The sequence below is a fragment of the Bacillus sp. BACIII genome, assembly GCF_057836745.1.
Genome location: NZ_CM174437.1, coordinates 1,683,836 through 1,702,485, shown reverse-complemented (window position 1 = coordinate 1,702,485; position 18,650 = coordinate 1,683,836). Strand labels below are relative to the sequence as shown.

Sequence of the window (18,650 nt, the reverse complement as noted above, 5' to 3'; positions counted from 1 at the left end):
CTGTCCGACGGTAGAGCCTGAAGCGGATTTTGCATATGCTGATACAGGGCGGCATCATTATTTACCAATCATAATGTGACATGCCCCATGCCAAAATATGAAAGTGCTTTGAATATAAAGAAGGTGAACGTGTGAGAAGCTGTCTGCTGACTATATGGTACTTACTTGATCCGCTTTATTTCTTCTTTACCCGGCTGACGCTGATTGATAAACAGCAATCGAATGTATTCCGCGTTCGTTTGACAAGATATAAAGGGAAAGAGGTCATCCTGAGCGACGGAACCAGAATTAAAAAAAACGACGTGTTAGTCAAGATTCATCTTCATAACGTCAAACTCCTGAAAGAACTGCAGCCTATTGAAAGCGCGGTCAGAAGGGGGATTATGCTATATCAGAAGGTTTATCAATCCATGCCTCATTTAGCTGATTATATTAACCAGCATAAACGGAAAGACGAGATTAAAGGCGTCGTCGGCATTACAATGCTTCATAAAGGGGCGGCAAGACTCGGATTTGATGTAATAAAGCCGTCCAGCTGCTGCTACAGGCTGTTTAAAAAAGCGGCACATATTCCAATTTTATATTTTACTGAAAAACAGCTCACCCTCAAAAACATTCCTTATTCCTGCTATTTATTCATTTCCAAAGATAAACTGATGTGCACGTATCAGACTGAAAAGAGCTGACGAAAAGCGTCAGCTCTTTCTCTTGATTTGCTCAAGCACGTTTGAAAGCGGGCCGTCCTGCGGATTCCGGTAAAAATCATAAAACGGATCTCCCTCTGTCCTGACCTGATTCACCACTGTATCAATCGTATAATCATCGGGTGTTAAAGAGGAGTTGACTTCGTTCCAATAAAGAGGGGCGGCAACCGTTCCTAGTTCATTGCCCCGGGTCGAATAAGGAGCGATGATCGTTTTTCCTTCGGCATGCTGCAAATAATCAAGGTAGAGCCTGCCGTTTCGGTTTTTGATAAACCGCTCTGTCGTAAAAAGATCCGGACGCGTCCTGACGCAATAATCGGCGATGAGCATTGTGAACGTACGGGTCTCCTCATAGGTGAATGCTTCCGGTGAAAGCGGGATGTAGAGCTGAATGCCTTTATTCCCGGAGAGCTTCGGGAATGATGTAATGCTGAATGAGTCAAACAGCTGTTTCAGCACATGCGCCGCCTCCACGGCCATAGGAAAATCATTCCTTGACGGAGGATCAAGGTCAATGACGATTTCTGCGGGCCTTTCAGAATGCACCGTCTGAAACGGAACGTGAAATTCCAGTGCCAGCTGATTGGCGAGCCATAAAAGAGACGATACGCTGCTGCATACGATGTGTTCATGGCTTCCGTCAAATACGCTTGAGACGAAGTCAGGCGTGTAATCCGGTTTGTTTTTTTGAAAAAAAGATTCGCCCGGCGCCCCATGCGGATAACGGATCACCGTGACGGCCCGATCTTTAAGAAAAGGCATAAGAAAATCGCTCATCTTCACCATATAACAAAGGAAATCCTCTTTCTTTTTTTCAGACTTCTTAAAAACGGTCTTGTCCAGGCTTGTGAACTGCAGTTTCGGCGGCAGCGTTTTAGAACGGAGGATAAGCTGCTGATACGTACATTCAGTCCAATCCATTTCAAACTGAAAAGAAACAAAAGATACTTCACGCAGCGTGTCCTGCAATATGGTTAAATACTGCACGGTCATACAGATGGAAGGCTCAAGTATATATTCGCCGCTTTTTTGTTTTTTGCCGTGAGTCTCCATAATGGTTCTGACGGCGTTTTTTTCTTCCGTCTGCATGCCGTGGGAAACGGAAGCGATCGGGACAATGGTGCCGTCTTTTAATACCGAGGCCGTCACGTACCCGTTCTTCGGATTAAACCCGGTTAATAGCACGTGAGCCGTTTTCATATGTTTATACTTCTGCCAGTCGGGGGAGCGTTTATTTTCCGCCCAGCCGCTGGAAGCCCTTTTTGCTACGATACCTTCTCCGTCATGGCGGACGACCTTGTCCCAAAGCGCATCAAAGTCAGTGTGTTCCGGAATGTATTGAATGGATTCTTCCGCTAAGTGATGGGGGCTTTTCGGAAGATTTGCTTCTTCAAACAGTTTGAAAAGGGCGCGCTTCCGCTTCACATACGGCAATGAGACGGTGCCGGCACCTTCCAGAACTAAGAGATCAAATGCCAGAAAGCGGCACGGCCGTCTATTGGCGGTGCTTTCAATGGCTTCCGCCCGTTTTAAACGCCCGCGGATTTGAATATGTTCAAAGTCCGCTCTGTACGGATTGATTAAATAGACAAGCTCTCCGTCAAGCGTAATGGGGAACCGGTCTTTCATGTGCTGAAAACACCGGACGGCAAAGGTTGTGATTTCCGGAAATTGATTCGTCAGCGTCTGGCCGTTTCTGCTGGTCAATGTGACCCCGCTTTCGTCTATGCGGAGAAGACAGCGGAATCCGTCATACTTTACCTCATAGCGCCACTCACTGCCTATGGGCGGTGAAGAGGTCAAAATCGGCTGCATCGTCAGCACCATGATTAAGACGTTCCGGCTTTTTGTCTGGTCGTCTTCCGCTTTTTGCCTTCGCCGCCTGCAGGTGCGGCGTCTTTTGTCCGCGCCGGTGCAGCCTGCTCGCGATTCGGCCGCTTCGTCCGGTCGATGCTTGCCTGAAGGGCGCTGACAAGATCAATGACATCTTCGCGCGGGCCGGCAGCAGCGGGTGTTACGCCCGCTTCTTCATGTTCAAGCTTATCATTAATTTTGGCGAGAAGGGCTTTCCGGTATGTGTCTTCGTATTGCTCTGGGTCAAACTCGGTTGTCAGCTCATTAATTAACGTAATCGCCGTCTGCAGCTCTTTTTCATTAACCGCTGTCTGCTCCGGAACGCCCGGCACATGTCCGGCATTTCTGACTTCATCCGGATAATGAATGGATTCCATCACGATGCAGTTGTCATACACCCGAAGAATCGCAAGCTGCTGCTTAGAACGGATCGTAATAGAGGCAATCCCGATTTTACCGGTCGTCCTCAGCGCTTCCCGCAAAAGTGTATAGGCTTTTGTGCCGTTGTCTCCAGGGCCGACATAATAAGACCGGTTAAAATAAATCGGATCAATCTCTTGCAGCTGGACAAAGTCAACAATCTCAACCGCTTTTTCTTCGTGTTCCTGTTTTACGTCTTTCAGGTCTTCGTCTGTCAAAATGACGTATTTTCCCTTTACATACTCATAGCCTTTAACGATTTCATCCGGCTCCAGACTCTTTTCACACCCGGTACAGATCTTTTCGTATTTAATCGGCGCATGATCTTCTTTATGAAGACTGCGGAATTTTATATCTTTATCTTCAGTGGCCGCAAAGAGCTTGACCGGGATATTGACGAGGCCGAAACTGATCGAACCCTTCCACATCGTGTGCATGAATAAAAACTCCTTTTTTCTTTATTGTGGATAATCGGGTCCGTTCCATGTGTAGAAACTTATGGGTGGCCCGGCGCTTCATTGAGGAGCTGTTCAATCTCCTCAGGAGGCAATGGCCTGCTGAAATAGTATCCCTGGAGAAAATCGCATCCTTTTTCATCTAAAATCTTTTTTTGCATCGCCGTTTCAACCCCTTCAGCAACGACTAAAAGAGAAAGCTGATGGCCCATGGCAATAATGGCGCCGGTGATCTGCGCAGATTTAGGATGTGTCTGAAGATCATCTATAAATGATTTATCTATTTTCAATCTGTGAATCGGAAAGTCCTTCAAGTAGCTGAGAGAACTGTGACCCGTTCCGAAATCATCAATGCTTACACTGATTCCCAGCTCAGTTAGTGCGGTAAGCACTTTTTTGCTGTGCTCGTGATCTTCCATTGTCATGCTTTCAGTCACTTCTGCTTCAAGCAGCCGGGGAGGAAGCTTGTAATGGGAAAGTGTTTTCTGAATAAACGGAACCAGTTCTTCTGATTGAAACTGTTTGGCCGAAATATTAATGGCGACTGGAAGGTGATATCCTTTTTCATGCCATTCCTTCGCCTGCCGGCACGCCTCGGTGATGATCCATTTGCCGAGGTCAATAATCAGCCCGGTTTCTTCGGCGGCCTGGATAAAGTCTCCGGGATTCTGCCGTTTCCCATCCGCGCCGGCCACTCTCAGAAGCGCTTCAGCTCCCGTGATGAGCTGATCAGAAGCGCTGTATTGAGGCTGATAATGAAGGACGAACCTTTTTTTCTCAATCGCTTCTCTCAGCTCCATCTCAAGCCGAAGCTTTTTCGCTTCTTTTTCTCCGATTTGGGCAGAGTAATATTTGTATTTGCTTTTGTTTCGGTCTTTGCAGGCGTACATCGCCATATCGGCTTTTTTCATCAGTTCCATTCCGTCCGACCCGTCTTTTGGAGAGACGGCGATGCCGATGCTGACAGAGGTGATCAGCTCATGCTCCTGAATGGTAAACGGTTTTTCGAACTGCAGGATGATCTGTTTTGCTAAATCATCAATGTCATCGTTCTCAGAAGGGACGTCAGTTAAAATAATAATAAATTCATCACCGCCAAGACGGGCGATAAAACCATTATCCGGGATGATGGAGGAGAGTCTCTGAGCCGCTGATTGAAGAAGTCCGTCTCCGGCATTGTGCCCGAGCGCATCATTAATAATTTTAAACCGATTTAAATCGAGAAAGAACACAACGGTCAAGCGTCCGAATGAATGATCTCTTTCCAGAACTTCTGTCAACCGCTGAACGGCATGCCGGCGGTTCGGCAGGTCTGTCAAAGAATCATAATGCGCCATACGGTGAATGTCCTTCTCGGCTTTCCGCTGTTTGGTCATGTCTTTGCAGATGACATATATACTGTCCAGTCCGTTATCGACCAAAACGGGGATAAAGGTAACATTAATATAAAATAAGCCGACGTCTGTTTTCAGATCAGCATCAATATGCAGGGCCTGCTGTTCTTTTTTTACTTGTTTAAAATAGGTTTTCAGCTGCCTGCTGATATGCCGGCGCCAATTTTGGCTGTCCAGTCCGAGATTGTGTTTCATCTCGGCCCCTGCTTCATTAGAGTAAAGAATTTTACCGTCAGGAGATAGGATGAAAATCGGGTCAATATTATGATTGATTAATGATTGAAACCGCTGTTCATGGTCTTTCATACGTTCATTGTGGCGGAAAAACTGACGATCGAAATGTGAGCTGAAAAACAATAACATCTGAAAACAAAAGATGATCAGCGTAATATAAACGGACCAATGAAACGAATGAATTTCCATATCGTTTGCCGGCTTTCTCATGTCTTCATAAAATGAGGCAGCCATCATTCCGGTATAATGCATCCCTGAAACGGCCGCGCCCATGAATACAGAACCGATGATTTTGTGAAAAGTAAAAGGTTCCGTCGGTTTCTTTGCTGCCAAACCGAAAAATACTTTCAGCGAAATGAAAGAAGAAGCCATGGCAATCAGAATAGACATACAGAACATAAAAGGATTATACATAATCATTACCCGGGAAATGGCCGACATCCCCATGTAATGCATGAGAGAAATTCCCGCTCCCATAAAAACAGATCCGGTAATCAGCCGGCTGAATGTTAAGATTCTCCGGCTGACGATGTATAAAGCCGCAAAAGATCCGGAAATCGCGGCGGCTGCAGAAAAGAACATCGGCACAGCTTCATAATTCATATGCATGTTCATATAAACGGCAAGCATTCCGACAAAGTGCATTGACCATATGCCGAAACCCATGATAACTGAACCCGCAAACAGCCACAGCTTACTGTGAATCCCCGTTTTGAGCGTTATTTTTCTGGAAATTTCAAGTGAAGTAAATGCCGCCAGACAAGCAATCAGGATGGATAGCCCGACAAGCGGGACATTGTATTGTACATGTAATTCCAAAAGATGATTCCTCCTACTACTACCGATCTGAAACGATCCTCATTTATATCGGCGAGACATAAAAATATTTCAGTTTCGAGGTTTTGTGTTAAAATGATTCTTAAGATTCAGAATACAAGTTGCCTGGAGTGATAAATGATCGAAGGTTTTATCATATCAATAATAGAAGCGTTTAAAAGCTTATCCTACGCCGGAATTTTTTTGGCGCTGAGTATAGAATTTATCCCGGCGGAAATTGTACTTCCGCTTGCGGGCTGCTGGGTGTCAAAAGGGGATATGACGCTTGCCGGAGCCGTGTTTGCCGGATCGCTCGGCGGTGTTTCGGGTCCGCTGGTCTTATATGGAATCGGAAGGCTGGGAGGCCGGCCGTTTTTGCTGAAGTATGGAAAGTATGTATGGATAAAACCCGAATCGCTTCAGAAATCAGATCATTTCTTTCAGAAACACGGAGGTTTGGTAGCGTTCAGCGGCCGTTTTATACCGGGGGTCAGGACGCTGATTTCTCTGCCGTGCGGAATTGCGAAAATGAATGTCTGGGTGTTTTCTCTTTATACATATGCAGCGATGCTCCCGATTACGTTTGTTTACGTATACCTCGGAATGAAGCTCGGGGAAAATTGGAAAAGCGTCGGTTCCATTCTTGATCAATATATGCTGCCGCTCGGTATATTCATTGTGTTGCTTCTTGTCTTTTATCTGCTTTTAAAAAGAGGAAAACATCGGGATAAAACAGAAAAAATTTCTCAATTTGCTAAAAAAGTTAAGCGTTGACAAATGATGAAACAGGCTTTATCATGAGCGTATAAACAAAATATTTCTTGAAATCCCAAAGGGGAGTAGCGTCCGGATGTTCCGGAAACAAAGTCGTCAATTCATGGATCATATCCATCGGCTTTGTTGGCATGCCAATCATTCATGTCTAGCAAGACCTTTGCCTTATATCGGCAAAGGTCTTTTTTGCGTAAAAAAACGCCGGTATAAGCTCGGATGATAGAAAAGAAACGGAGGGATTGGATTGGACTTTGCATTATTATTGGAGTATGGATGGGTTCTTCTCGTTTTAATCGGGCTGGAAGGGATTTTAGCGGCGGATAACGCGCTGGTGATGGCTGTGATGGTGAGGCATCTTCCGGAAAAACAAAGGAAGAAGGCTTTATTTTACGGATTGGCGGGCGCTTTTATTTTACGTTTCGGGTCGCTGTTTGCCATTTCTTTTCTGGTGAATGTCTGGCAGGTTCAGGCTCTGGGCGCCTTATATCTGCTTTACATCGCGGTCAGTCATTTGCTGAAGCGGTATGTATTCAAACAAGGCACAGGGCAGAAAACGCAGAAAGAGAGCGGGTTTTGGCAGACTGTATTGAAAGTGGAGCTGGCTGATATCGCTTTTGCCGTTGACTCCATTTTAGCGGCGGTCGCGCTTGCCGTAACGCTTCCGGAAACGCCGCTTCCTGCCATCGGCGGCTTGGATGGCGGTCAGTTTCTCGTTATTTTAGCCGGCGGTGTTATCGGTTTAATCATCATGCGCTTTGCGGCGTCCATGTTTGTTTCCTTATTAAAAACCAGACCGGGCCTTGAAACGGCGGCATTTGTTATTGTCGGGTGGGTAGGCGTGAAGCTCGCTCTTTATACTCTGGCTCATGAGGAACTCGGCGCCATTCCGGCGGATGTTATTCACTCTGCGGCTTGGAAAATCATTTTCTGGACGGTTTTGGCAGCCATTGCGGTTTGCGGATGGTTTATGTCAGGAACAAAACAAATAGAGCAGGACGCGGCATCGGCGGAAAGAGAACACGCGTAAAAGGAATCTTAAAGGGGACTGTTTTTTAAAAAACAGGTTCCCTTTTTTGTTTGAAACGCTTACATTTAAGACATATGATAACAATTTTATAACAGCCTTGTTACAAAAAACACAGAGAAAACCCCCTTAATTCTGCCCGATCGCACGAAATCATGTATAGTACGTCTTATTGGCTTGTCATAATTGTGACAAATGAAATCGATTTCTCTTTTTCTTCCTTTGCGAATCCCTACTAAATTAGCTATGATTATGAGTAGTTATAGGGAGGAACTGAGGTGAAACCAGTGCTTAGCCTTTTGTTTAAATTGGGAAAAAAGAAGCAAACGCTTGAAACATCTGTTGAAAAAATACAAAAAGGCGACAAAGATCTGCAGAACGATTTAATACAGCAATATAAGCCTTTTATCGCGAAGACGGTTTCATCCGTTTGTAAACGATATATAGATGAAAAAGACGACGAATTCAGCATCGGGCTGATCGCGTTTAACGAAGCCATTGAAAAATATTCGGCTGAAAAAGGTAATTCGCTGCTTGCATTTGCAGAGCTGATTATAAAAAGAAAAGTAATAGATTATATCAGAAAAGAAGCAAGAGCCGCCCAGCATATCAATATGGATGTGCAGGAAGGCGACGACCAGGAGTCTTCGCAAAGCCTTATTGAAGCGGAGCTTTCCATTGATGAATACCGCAAACAGATAGAACAGGAGCAGCGCCGGGAGGAAATTCTTTTTTTTCAGAAGCAGCTGCAAGAATACGGTCTGTCTTTTAAAGAGCTGCTGGAACAATCGCCGAAGCATACAGATGCGAGGCAGAATGCGATTAAGGTAGCCTACACGCTTGTGGAAAATGAAGAGCTGGCGTCTATTTTGCACCAGAAGAAACAGCTTCCGGTCAAACAGCTGGAGCAGCTCGTGTCGGTCAGCAGAAAAACGATCGAACGGAACCGAAAATATATCATCGCCATGAGTATTATTATTTCCGGTGATTATATTTATTTAAAAGATTATCTTAAAGGGGTGTTGCACTCATGAGAAGAGGGATCATAGTAGAGAAAAATAAAAAATTCGTCACGTTGCTAACCCCTGACGGACAATTTTTGAAAACTAAAAATGATCACCGCGCTTGTGAAATCGGAGAGGAAATTACGTTTGAAGGCGAAACGCGTATGGGAAGAAGGGCCAGCTTTTTTGATTTTCTGAAACTGCGCCCTTTTAAATTGGGAGTGTTTACAATGACTGCTATTATCCTATTTATTTTAATCATGCTCCCGGTTTTTTCTGATAACAAAGCTTACGCGTATATGACGCTTGACATTAATCCAAGCATTGAAATGGCTTTAAACAGCAAATACGAAGTCATTGAACTCACACCGCTGAACCATGACGCCCAAAAGGTCATAAGTGACATCGGAGACTGGAAAAGCAGCGATTTTAAGGAAGTCATCAGTAATATTATTACCGATTGCAGCAAGCATGGATATGTAAAGGAATCAAAAGAGATTTTAATTTCCACGGTTTACGAAAATACAGATGACAATACATATAAAAAAGGCGTTAAAAAACAGCTGGCTGACATGACTGAAAAATATAAGGGCACCTACCAGCTTCAATCTCTTGAATCGGATATGGAAACAAGGGAAAAAGCAAAACAGGAAGGGATGTCAACAGGCAGCTACATAAGAAGAAACGAAAAGAAAACAGAAGATAAACAGCCTGAAAAGAAAACCGACGATAGTGAAAACGAACAGAAAAACACTGAAACAGATACCGATCAAAATAAGCAGCCGGACACAGAAAAACCGGCGGCTGATGACAACACGGCTCCTGATGAAGAAAAGGCAGCAGAGCAGCCGGATAACAATGAAACAACGCCCGGCACGGAAGATGCGAAGCCGGACAGTCAAGACGGCAATCAGCAAAACGAAAAAAAAGCAGTTTCCGGATCAGAGGAAAATACCCAGAAGGAACAAGATGGGGAAACAGAGCAGCCCCAAACACAAAATCCTCAGGAAAACGGAAATGACAAAGAGCCTAAGCAGAGGTATAACAATCATTACTGGAATCATGAACGAAATGAACATTGGGAATCCTATCGGCGCCATGAAGATCCGTCAGACCGAAGGAACCCGAACGGCTACCGCCACGGAAGGGAGAATGCTGATAAACATCAAAATTCGCCGAGAAATCCCGGCGAATAAGCTGCATTATTGAGTTTTGCCGTTTAATTGTGATTGAGCCTGCTGTACAAGCCGCTTTGTCATTTCCCCGCCTACAGAGCCGTTTGCGCGTGCTGCTGTATCAGAGCTAAGGTTCACGCCGAATTCTTGAGCCACTTCGTATTTAAATTGGTCAAGTGCCTGCTCAGCCCCTGGAACTAAGAGTTTATTTCTGCTCGCCATCTTTTTCATCTCCTTTTCTCTGGCAAGATGTTTTTACGCGTTTTAGTTTCAAACGGAACGGTATTGATTATGCTGGCAATTGTTGTGCACCTGAAAAAACCCCGGCGCAGACACCGGGGCAAAAAAACGTATGAATTATAATAAATGGCTGGTCATTTTGTAGGCGGAGGCTTGGATATGGAAAGTCAAAACGGAGAGCACGGTAACCGCGAGTATGGACCTGATATTGTTCCATTGCCCGCTTTCGAGTTCTTTAAAGCAGCCTCTGAGCTTGTCCGTCTGCTGTTCAACGAGCTCCTGCAGGCTCGTTTCCTTCATCGGCGGGTTTGTCTTATGATGAAGATAATCAATCACCTGGGCGCAGCTCTCATAATAGCTGATCGGGCTGATGACGTCATCTGATCTGTCGGTGATCGTGTTAAAAGCGATTTTTAATATGGCGCGTATATGTTCGAAGTCATAAATTGATTTTAAATCACGTACAATGAGAAGGATGACAGCTTGTTCAATTGTATATTTTTTTCCGAGTAAAGGGTGTCCGATTAAATCTTTAATATCGCGCTTCACCCAGTTTTGGACGGCGGTTGATTTTAAAGACGTCAGCTCGCACAGGTTTCCCAGCTCGACAATCTCGTTTGTTGAAAGCCCGTATTCCTTTTTCTCTTTTTTTCGTTCGAATCTCGTCAGAAATTCAGGGATGTGCAGCCGGCTTTCCGCTTCATCCAATGTCATGTCCGCTGATTGCAGTAAGATTTGGAGAGGGGTTGCGTCTCCTTGGCCTTTTAACGCGTAAAGAAGCCGCACCATATCGGTTCGGGTCAGTTTAAACGTGTTCATGGTTCACCTCTGATTGATTACGTGTGTTCACTTTCTTATATCACTGAGAATTACATTAACATCATACGTCGAAATTGTTGCATTTTCAAACAGATCATTTATAATTTAATTAAATAAGTTCTTTTGATCTTAAAAAAGACGGAGGTAATTATGGCGAAAAGAATATTTCTGTTTATTTTAACGAACCTTTTGGTCATTACGACAATCGGAATTGTGCTTACGATTATTACAAGCGTTACCGGTGTCGGCTCGTATATACAAAATGGGCGCATTGATCTGATGGCATTGCTCGTGTTCAGTCTTGTCGTCGGTTTTGTCGGTTCTTTTATTTCTCTCGGTATGTCCAGATGGATGGCCAAAACGATGATGGGCGTCCGGGTGTTAAATCCGAAGAAGCAGTCACTCAGCTATGAAGAGCAGCAATTGGTTGACCGTGTGCACAGATTGTCCCGTGCAGCGGGTATGACGAAAATGCCTGAAGTCGGCATTTATCATTCACCTGAGGTCAATGCCTTTGCGACCGGTCCTTCTAAGCGCCGTTCGCTTGTCGCGGTTTCCTCAGGTTTATTGCAGCAGATGGATGATGCTGCGGTGGAAGGGGTTCTTGCCCATGAAGTCGCACACATTACAAACGGTGACATGGTCACGATGACGCTGCTTCAGGGAATCGTCAATACGTTCGTCGTATTCCTTTCCCGTATCGCGGCATGGATTGCGAGCCGCTTTGTCAAAGAAGATCTCGCGCCGGTCGTCCATTTTATCGCGATGATCGTGTTTCAGATTATTTTTTCCATTCTCGGCAGTCTTGTCGTCTTCGCATACTCGCGTCACAGAGAGTTCCACGCTGACCGCGGCGGTGCCGACCTTGCCGGAAAGGATAAAATGATTCACGCCCTGCGTACGCTGAAGTCTTATACGGGACATGTGAATGAAGAGGACCAGACGGCGGTGCAGACGTTGAAAATTAACGGCAAAAAGCATTCGTCACTGTTCTCCACACACCCTGATCTGGATGAGCGCATCCGCAGGCTGGAAGCCAAATAATCAACAAAACCTCTGACAATCGTTTCAGAGGTTTTTTGTTTAAAGATCGGCAAATTACATAAGGTAATGAAAAATCTTTCTAAAAAGCCCTTTAAAAAATCTCCCAATATCATTAGAATAATTACGTACTACATTTGAGAGGCAGAAGGAACTATCTTATGAAATTAAAGCTGAAGAAATTCATACAGGTTTTGTCGCCTGCACAGCTGATTGCGTTATATTATTTTCTTGCTGTGACGGTGGCATTTATTTTGTTAAGTCTGCCGGCGGCCCACAAACAAGGGGCCAGCTGGTCGTTTATAGACGCGCTGTTTACGGCGGTCAGCTCAGTCAGTGTCACCGGTTTAACGGTCGTCAACACGGCTGACACATTCAGCACGGCCGGAATTGTCATTTTGGCTTTCGTGCTTCAATTCGGCGGGATCGGCATTATGACGCTCGGAACATTCGTCTGGCTTATTATGGGCAAACGGATCGGTTTGCGGGAACGGAAGCTCATTATGGTGGACCAGAATCAATCGCAGTTTTCCGGTATCGTCAACTTGATGAAGCAAGTGCTGTTTTTGATTTTATTAATCGAGTTTTTAGGCGGCATCATTTTAGGAACCTATTTTTTAACGTACTATGATTCGTTTGAACAGGCGTACTTGCACGGCTTCTTTGCGAGCGTCAGCGCAACGACGAACGGCGGTTTTGATATTACGGGAAATTCACTCGTTCCGTTCAGGCATGACTATTTTGTGCAGTTTATTACGATGCTTCTGATTGTTTTCGGTGCGATCGGGTTTCCGGTGCTCGTAGAAGTGAAGGACTTTTTGTTTTCAAAACAGCGCAGATACTCATTTACGCTGTTCACGAAAATTACGACCGTAACGTTCGGACTGCTCGTTTTGTTCGGGGCTGTCGGAATATACGCGCTTGAAGCCACCCATGTCATGAAGGGAAAAAGCTGGCATGATGTTTTATTTTTATGTCTCTTTCAATCAACCGCTACGAGAAGCGGCGGGCTTGCGACGATTGATATCAGCCAGCTGTCGGCGCCGACATTATTTTTCATTTGCGCCCTTATGTTCATCGGCGCATCGCCGAGCTCGGTCGGCGGCGGAATCCGTACGACGACATTTGCGCTCAACCTTCTCGCCCTGTTTCATTTTGCCCGCGGAAATAAAGCGGTCAAGGTCTTTAAGCGCGAGCTTCATCAGGCTGATGTCATAAAGTCGCTGGTCGTTACGATGATGGCGATTCTGCTCGTGTTTGGGTCAACGCTGATTCTGGCAGTGACGGAGAAAAATCAGACGCTGCTGGGACTGCTGTTTGAAGTTTGTTCCGCTTTCGGAACGACCGGGCTTTCGCTGGGAATCACTCCGCATTTAAGCGACATCGGAAAATGCGTGATCATGGTGGTCATGTTTATCGGCCGAATCGGTATTTTGACGTTCCTTTATTTAATCGGCAGAAAGGAAATCGAAGCAAATTATCACTATCCGAAGGAAAGAATCATTATCGGCTGACACCGCTTTTTGAAAAGCGGTGTTTTTTTATTACCGGAAAATGGATGGGTGGAAACCGTTTCGTTGGAGATTCTAATTCGTAAAGAGGTGACGTCATTGCTTGCCGTTTTTTGGAAATCTTTGATTATGATAGCTGTCGGTACCTTTTTATTGCGAATTGCCGGACGGAAATCGATCAGCCAGCTGTCGGTGACTCAGACGGTCATCATGATTTCCATCGGCTCGATTATTATTCAGCCGTTTATTGAACATAATTTATGGGAAACCATTTTCGCGGCGTCGATTTTTATCGCAGTACTGATTCTGATGGAATATTTAGAAATCAAATCAAACTTTTTTGAGTTTTTGTTTTCAGGGAAAACCGTCGCCGTTGTCAGAGACGGAAAAGTCATCCCGGAAAATTTAAAAAAGATGCGTTTCACCGAGGCGCAGCTCTCCATGCGGATCAGGCAGGAAGGCCTCGGGGACATACAGGATTTTAAATATGTGCTGCTTGAGCCGAACGGACAGATCGGCTATGAGCTCATTGATGATGCCAAAAATGTGACAGTGCGCGACCTTAAAAAAATGTTTGATGAATTCAAAACAGATCTGCAGACAGAAGGAGGAAATCAAATGAAACGAAAAGCAGCGAAGAATGAAGCTTTGACCAACAACAATACACCGACTGAGAGCATGGATAAAGATGCATACAAAACACAATATGACGGCGATCCCGGACTGAGAGGGGCAAACCGCAAATCAAAGCACGGCAGACAAGGGGGAGAATAATATGACGAAAACAAACCGGCACAGCAAAGACATGCAAAATCATAAAAAGCCGATGGACCCTAAATTGCTTGAAGAAGAATTTTCAAGTGAGCTCGGAGATTATAACGCCGGAAAATGGATTGAAACGCTTGAACAGACGAAGCCAAAGAAAAAAGAAGACGGCAAAAAATAAAAAATACCTCTTAGGCGATAACGCTTAAGAGGTATTTCACATTATTTCGAATAAGCCCCGTTCCTTGTTCCTTTAATCGCTTCAAGCCAGCCGGTGATCCGCAATTCAATAAACGGCTGTGCGGCCGTTTTCACCGCATTGCTGGAGAGAATGGACGTGAGGGCGGCCGTTAACATCAAGAGAATAACTAAATTCTGGTAATCGGACAGATGATCTTCAAGCCCAATCTGCCGCAGCGTTTTTATAATGAATCCATGCAGCAGATAGACGTAAAACGTTCTCGTCCCCCACTTCGTAAAGAAATAACGCTTTTGCGGAACGAGCGCCAAAAAGCTGAAGGTGGCGGCAAAGGCCAATACATACCAGCCGATCCGCGACAGACCGCTCAAAAGCGTCACTGTGCCGAATGTAGAATAAGGCTCCGATCCGAACAGCCACGAGTAATCAAAATCAATGCACCAGCATAAGAGGAAAACAATGCCCAGTACGCCCGCGGCAATCTGCCTGCCCCTTTTGGCCCGAAGTAAATCAAAGTGCTGTTTTTTCAAATAAAACCCGGCGAGGAACATCGGAAGAAAGACAAACGTCCGTGAAAGACTCAGCGTGCTGCTGATGAAATCAAGATACCCGATCATGACGGCAAGCCCGCAGCTTGCCCCAAGCGCCCACATTTTCGGCAGCTTCGTAAAGGGATACAGCAGCAGATTCCAAAAGAATAAGCTGACTAAAAACCAAAGAGACCACTGCGGATCAATCGGATTGACGCTTGTCATGCTTTCATCCTGAATCAAATAGTAAAAAACCGAGTAGATGCCCTGAAAAATCAAGTACGGAATAATCAGCTTCACAGCCAGCTTTTTTACATAACCTTTCCGCTTAAAGTTTTTTGCGAAATAGCCGGAAACCAGGATAAAGGCCGGCATATGAAAAGTATAAATGAATTTGTAGAGATGGAGCATAAACTCATTTCCGTTAATAAATGACCGGAGGATATGGCCGAACACCACCAGAAAAATCAAGATAAACTTGGCGTTGTCAAAATAACTGTCTCGCGATTTTGTCATAGCATCACCTTCTCTTCAAAAATCATCCACTGCATGATTATTTCCTGATGATGTTCATTTTAAAATAAAAAACAAAAAATTGAAGGAGGAAAAAAGGGATTGTTAGGATGATGTAACGAGGAGGTAAGGATCGTAGAAAAAGACTCTAACTTGTCATATCATTGAAATTTTCTGAAATGTATAGGGCGAATGAAGGAAGATGAGGTATTTTGTAGAAATATTGAAGGATAGGTTTTTGAAGAAGGAGTGTACTGAATGGCTGAAACTCTGGATTTGCAGACAAAGGAGTCGCTGAAAGAGCAGCTGAAGCGGCTGAAGGAGGAAAATGACCGCCTGAAGAGTGATTTGAACCGGTATCATGTGATTATGAATAACACGCTTGATGCCATTTTTATATGCCATAAGGAAATGAAAATCGTCCAGGCGAACGAGGCCGCGGCCCGGATGATGCAGATTGAGGCAGAGAGCCTCATGAACCGCTCCGTTCTGGACTTTTTATATTCCGTGCCTCAGGAAGAACTGAATAAGGCCGTGAAAAAATTTTTGAAAAAGGGCTATCTGTGGAAAGAGGTGCCGATTAAGCTTGACAGCGGCGCGACGAAATACATTGAATTCCTCGCCAGAGACGGAATTGGGGAGGATTATTTTTTTGTGGTCATGAGGGATATCTCCTCTAAAAAAATCTTAGAGCGTGAATTCTCCATGAACGAGCAGCTGTTCAAAGATTTGTTTGACAGAGCTGTCGACGGCATCGTGCTGTTTGATAAGGACGGCGGGTTTATTGATGCGAACCTCTCTTTTTGCAAAAGCTTTGAGATCGGCCAGAATGAACTGTCCCATCTGTCGCTCCGCCATTTTACCGACGGAGAAAACAAAAAGCACCTGAAAGAAATCTGGGACACCCTCCGGAGAAAAGGAAACGCCAAAGGAGAACTGCCGGTCAAGCTCCGGTCCGGCGAGGAGAAGCTGTTTGAGTTTACGATTACGTCCAACTTAATCAGCGGGTTTTACATGTCTATTATGAGAGACATAACGGAGAAACGGTCGATGGAATTGAAACTTTTTAAAAGCGAAGAGCGCTTCCGCGAAATCTTTGAAAACGCCATGGACGCGATTGTCATTTGGTCTGATGACGGAAAAATTGCCAAAGCAAATGAGTCGGCGTGCCGCATTTTTGAGCTGCCGATGGATAAGCTGACGGAGACGAATTTATGTACGTTTATCGTTGATCCCCAGAAAAAATACAAGCAGATTAAGAAGAAATATGAAAAATACGGGGAAATCCGGGAAGAGATGCTGTTTCAAATGGCAAACGGCCAGTACAAAGAGCTTGAGTTCACATCAAAACGAACCATACTCGAAGGTCAGCATTTAACCATTTTAAGAAATGTCAGCGATCGTAAGCGGATGGAAAAAGAATTGCGGGAAAGCGAGCTGAAATTCAGAAAAGTATTCAACGGCTCAATGGACGGAAAAGTCTTGTTTGACAACCAATTCCGCATAATTGACGCGAATCCTCTCGCAAGCCGTATACTCGGCATGCCCGATGATGAGCTGAGAGCGCATACCGTTCCGGATATTCTTTCTTTATTTGAAATTGAAAACGCGGGTGTACCCGCCAAAAAGATCGATCTGGAAGGAATGGATAATGAAATTCCCTTCCTGTTAAGCAGCAGTGACAGCCGCAAATTGGAATTTTCCTTTAAAAGGAATATCATTCAAAATATGAACCTGGCCATCTTTAAAGATGTCACCGAGGCCAAAGAGCTTGAGGAGAGGCTGCGGAAATCCGACACTCTTCACGTCGTAGGAGAGCTGGCGGCCGGCATCGCCCACGAAATCAGAAATCCGATGACTGCGCTGAAAGGGTTCATTCAGCTTTTGCAAGGAAGCATTGAAGGCGAATATTCCCTGTACTTTAACGTCATTACCTCAGAATTAAAACGCATCGAGTCTATCATTACCGAATTTTTAATTTTAGCGAAACCTCAGGCAATATTATATGAAGAAAAAGACGTGACGCAGATTATGAAAGACACGGCTGATCTTTTGAATGCCCAGGCCAATCTTGTCAATGTGCAGATCCATTTGAACCAGACCGGGAACATCCCGCCGATTTATTGTGAGCCGAATCAATTAAAACAGGTGTTTATCAATATTTTAAAAAACGCCATTGAAGTCATGCCGGGCGGCGGCAATATCTACGTGACGATCCAGCCTTCTGATAAAGACCACATTCTGATATCCCTTCAAGATGAAGGAACAGGCATTTCTGAAGACAAATTAAAACGTCTGGGCGAGCCATTCTACACGACAAAAGACAGGGGGACGGGCCTCGGTCTCATGGTCAGTTATAAAATCATCGAAGAGCATCAGGGCCGCATTCATGTGGAAAGTGAAGAAGGGAAGGGCACGGTTTTTCATTTGACGCTTCCGATCCGGCAGAATACAGAAGAAAGAAGGAGCGGCGAATGATCTGCTTTACAAGTGTGAACGCACCGTTTGGAACGGTCAGCCTGACGGAGGAAGATGGCTTTATTACCGGCCTGTTTCTCACCGGGGAAGATTTTGAGGAATGGCGGAAAGATACGTCCGGCGTAAAATCGTGCGAAACCGATTTGCTGTCGGAGGCGAAACAGCAGCTGACATCATATTTTTCCGGAGAGAGAAAGCATTTCGCACTGCCTCTGAAACAACAAGGCACACTCTTTCAGGAAAAGGTATGGAACGCGCTGGCGATGATTCCTTACGGTGAATCACGAAGCTATGGCGATGTAGCTGAAGCTATCGGCAAGCCGAAAGCGGTGCGCGCCATCGGACAGGCCAATAAACGCAACCGGCTGCCGATTTTTGTCCCGTGCCATCGGGTAATCGGCAAAAACAGCGCCTTAACGGGATACGCGGGCACGAAGACGGATGTAAAAGCGGCGCTGCTGAACATCGAACAAATATCCTATAAAGAAAAATAAAGCATATGGCACGTTCCGTTTTTTTACGTCCGACATATCATTTTATTAAGTGAAAAAAGTTGGTCTGATGAAAAAGGAGGACGAAGCCTGATGAAAATGAGCCGTCCGCAAAAGATAGCCGGTTATGCAGAGCTGTTTTTTAAAATGCATCTGATTTCAGCCGCCCAAAAAGATGAAGTGCTGACATTATGCAGACAAAAAAACCG

General features: G+C 45.0%; 17 protein-coding genes. 11 read left to right on the top strand and 6 right to left on the bottom strand.

The annotated features are described in order from the left end of the window. The first annotated feature begins 131 nt into the window (after positions 1-131). The gene (locus ACXN9U_RS07930; RefSeq protein ID WP_060962964.1) at positions 132-686 is read left to right on the top strand and encodes a YkoP family protein; all 555 of its coding nucleotides are present in this window, start codon (positions 132-134) and stop codon (positions 684-686) included. Positions 687-695: 9 nt separating this feature from the next. On the opposite strand, the gene ACXN9U_RS07925 is transcribed toward ACXN9U_RS07930, so the two are convergent. From ACXN9U_RS07925 to ACXN9U_RS07915, 3 genes are read right to left on the bottom strand one after another with little or no spacing between them, the layout of a single operon-like run. Beyond that, complete coding sequence (locus tag ACXN9U_RS07925; RefSeq protein ID WP_489202402.1) at positions 696-2,531, bottom strand: DNA ligase D; 1,836 nt, start codon at positions 2,529-2,531, stop codon at positions 696-698. 2 nt (positions 2,532-2,533) lie between these two features. Then, positions 2,534-3,415, bottom strand: a complete 882-nt coding sequence (ku, locus tag ACXN9U_RS07920; RefSeq protein WP_060962962.1) for a non-homologous end joining protein Ku — start codon at positions 3,413-3,415, stop codon at positions 2,534-2,536. A gap of 59 nt (positions 3,416-3,474) precedes the next feature. Continuing rightward, positions 3,475-5,880 (bottom strand): bifunctional diguanylate cyclase/phosphodiesterase, encoded by a 2,406-nt coding sequence (locus ACXN9U_RS07915; protein ID WP_489202401.1) that lies wholly within the window; start codon positions 5,878-5,880, stop codon positions 3,475-3,477. Between the two features lie 135 nt (positions 5,881-6,015). On the opposite strand from ACXN9U_RS07915, the gene ACXN9U_RS07910 reads away from it, so the two are divergent. The 4 genes from ACXN9U_RS07910 to ACXN9U_RS07895 all read left to right on the top strand — a co-directional run bounded on the left by ACXN9U_RS07910 (position 6,016) and on the right by ACXN9U_RS07895 (position 9,875). Continuing rightward, positions 6,016-6,651: a DedA family protein gene (locus ACXN9U_RS07910; RefSeq protein ID WP_101605505.1), complete on the top strand. Its 636-nt coding sequence runs from the start codon at positions 6,016-6,018 to the stop codon at positions 6,649-6,651. Positions 6,652-6,895: 244 nt separating this feature from the next. Continuing rightward, positions 6,896-7,678, top strand: a complete 783-nt coding sequence (locus tag ACXN9U_RS07905) for a TerC family protein (protein WP_060962960.1) — start codon at positions 6,896-6,898, stop codon at positions 7,676-7,678. A gap of 275 nt (positions 7,679-7,953) precedes the next feature. Then, positions 7,954-8,709, top strand: coding sequence for an RNA polymerase sigma factor SigI (gene sigI / locus ACXN9U_RS07900; protein WP_016936372.1), 756 nt, complete (start codon positions 7,954-7,956; stop codon positions 8,707-8,709). Beyond that, entirely contained in the window at positions 8,706-9,875 is a 1,170-nt protein-coding gene (locus ACXN9U_RS07895; RefSeq protein WP_060962959.1) for an anti-sigma-I factor RsgI family protein, read from the top strand. Before sigI ends, ACXN9U_RS07895 begins: the two co-directional genes overlap by 4 nt. 6 nt (positions 9,876-9,881) lie before the next feature. On the opposite strand, the gene ACXN9U_RS07890 is transcribed toward ACXN9U_RS07895, so the two are convergent. Together ACXN9U_RS07890 and ACXN9U_RS07885 are read right to left on the bottom strand one after the other, a co-directional pair. Continuing rightward, positions 9,882-10,076: an alpha/beta-type small acid-soluble spore protein gene (locus tag ACXN9U_RS07890; RefSeq protein ID WP_013352019.1), complete on the bottom strand. Its 195-nt coding sequence runs from the start codon at positions 10,074-10,076 to the stop codon at positions 9,882-9,884. Between the two features lie 135 nt (positions 10,077-10,211). Further along, positions 10,212-10,913, bottom strand: a complete 702-nt coding sequence (locus tag ACXN9U_RS07885; RefSeq protein ID WP_060962958.1) for a DUF1836 domain-containing protein — start codon at positions 10,911-10,913, stop codon at positions 10,212-10,214. Between the two features lie 150 nt (positions 10,914-11,063). On the opposite strand from ACXN9U_RS07885, the gene htpX reads away from it, so the two are divergent. The 4 genes from htpX to ACXN9U_RS07865 all read left to right on the top strand — a co-directional run bounded on the left by htpX (position 11,064) and on the right by ACXN9U_RS07865 (position 14,411). Then, the gene (htpX, locus tag ACXN9U_RS07880) at positions 11,064-11,957 is read left to right on the top strand and encodes a protease HtpX (protein ID WP_060962957.1); all 894 of its coding nucleotides are present in this window, start codon (positions 11,064-11,066) and stop codon (positions 11,955-11,957) included. A gap of 158 nt (positions 11,958-12,115) precedes the next feature. Next, a complete protein-coding gene (locus ACXN9U_RS07875) occupies positions 12,116-13,468 on the top strand; it encodes a TrkH family potassium uptake protein (protein WP_438421760.1) in 1,353 nt (450 codons plus the stop codon). Between the two features lie 96 nt (positions 13,469-13,564). Further along, entirely contained in the window at positions 13,565-14,239 is a 675-nt protein-coding gene (locus ACXN9U_RS07870; RefSeq protein WP_049628360.1) for a DUF421 domain-containing protein, read from the top strand. A 1-nt stretch (position 14,240) separates the two neighbouring features. Beyond that, positions 14,241-14,411 carry a hypothetical protein gene (locus ACXN9U_RS07865; RefSeq protein ID WP_016936366.1) on the top strand — a complete coding sequence of 57 codons (171 nt, stop codon included), beginning with the start codon at positions 14,241-14,243 and terminating at the stop codon, positions 14,409-14,411. Between the two features lie 41 nt (positions 14,412-14,452). Here ACXN9U_RS07865 and ACXN9U_RS07860 read toward each other — a convergent pair whose 3' ends face one another. Continuing rightward, positions 14,453-15,475, bottom strand: coding sequence for an acyltransferase family protein (locus ACXN9U_RS07860; RefSeq protein WP_489202400.1), 1,023 nt, complete (start codon positions 15,473-15,475; stop codon positions 14,453-14,455). A 255-nt stretch (positions 15,476-15,730) separates the two neighbouring features. Between ACXN9U_RS07860 and ACXN9U_RS07855 the strand changes: the two genes are divergently transcribed. Both ACXN9U_RS07855 and ACXN9U_RS07850 read left to right on the top strand, forming a co-directional pair. Continuing rightward, the gene (locus ACXN9U_RS07855; RefSeq protein ID WP_060962953.1) at positions 15,731-17,950 is read left to right on the top strand and encodes a PAS domain-containing sensor histidine kinase; all 2,220 of its coding nucleotides are present in this window, start codon (positions 15,731-15,733) and stop codon (positions 17,948-17,950) included. Next, positions 17,947-18,444 (top strand): methylated-DNA--[protein]-cysteine S-methyltransferase, encoded by a 498-nt coding sequence (locus ACXN9U_RS07850; RefSeq protein WP_489202399.1) that lies wholly within the window; start codon positions 17,947-17,949, stop codon positions 18,442-18,444. The genes ACXN9U_RS07855 and ACXN9U_RS07850 overlap by 4 nt, the downstream gene beginning before the upstream one ends. The last annotated feature ends 206 nt before the right edge of the window (positions 18,445-18,650 follow it).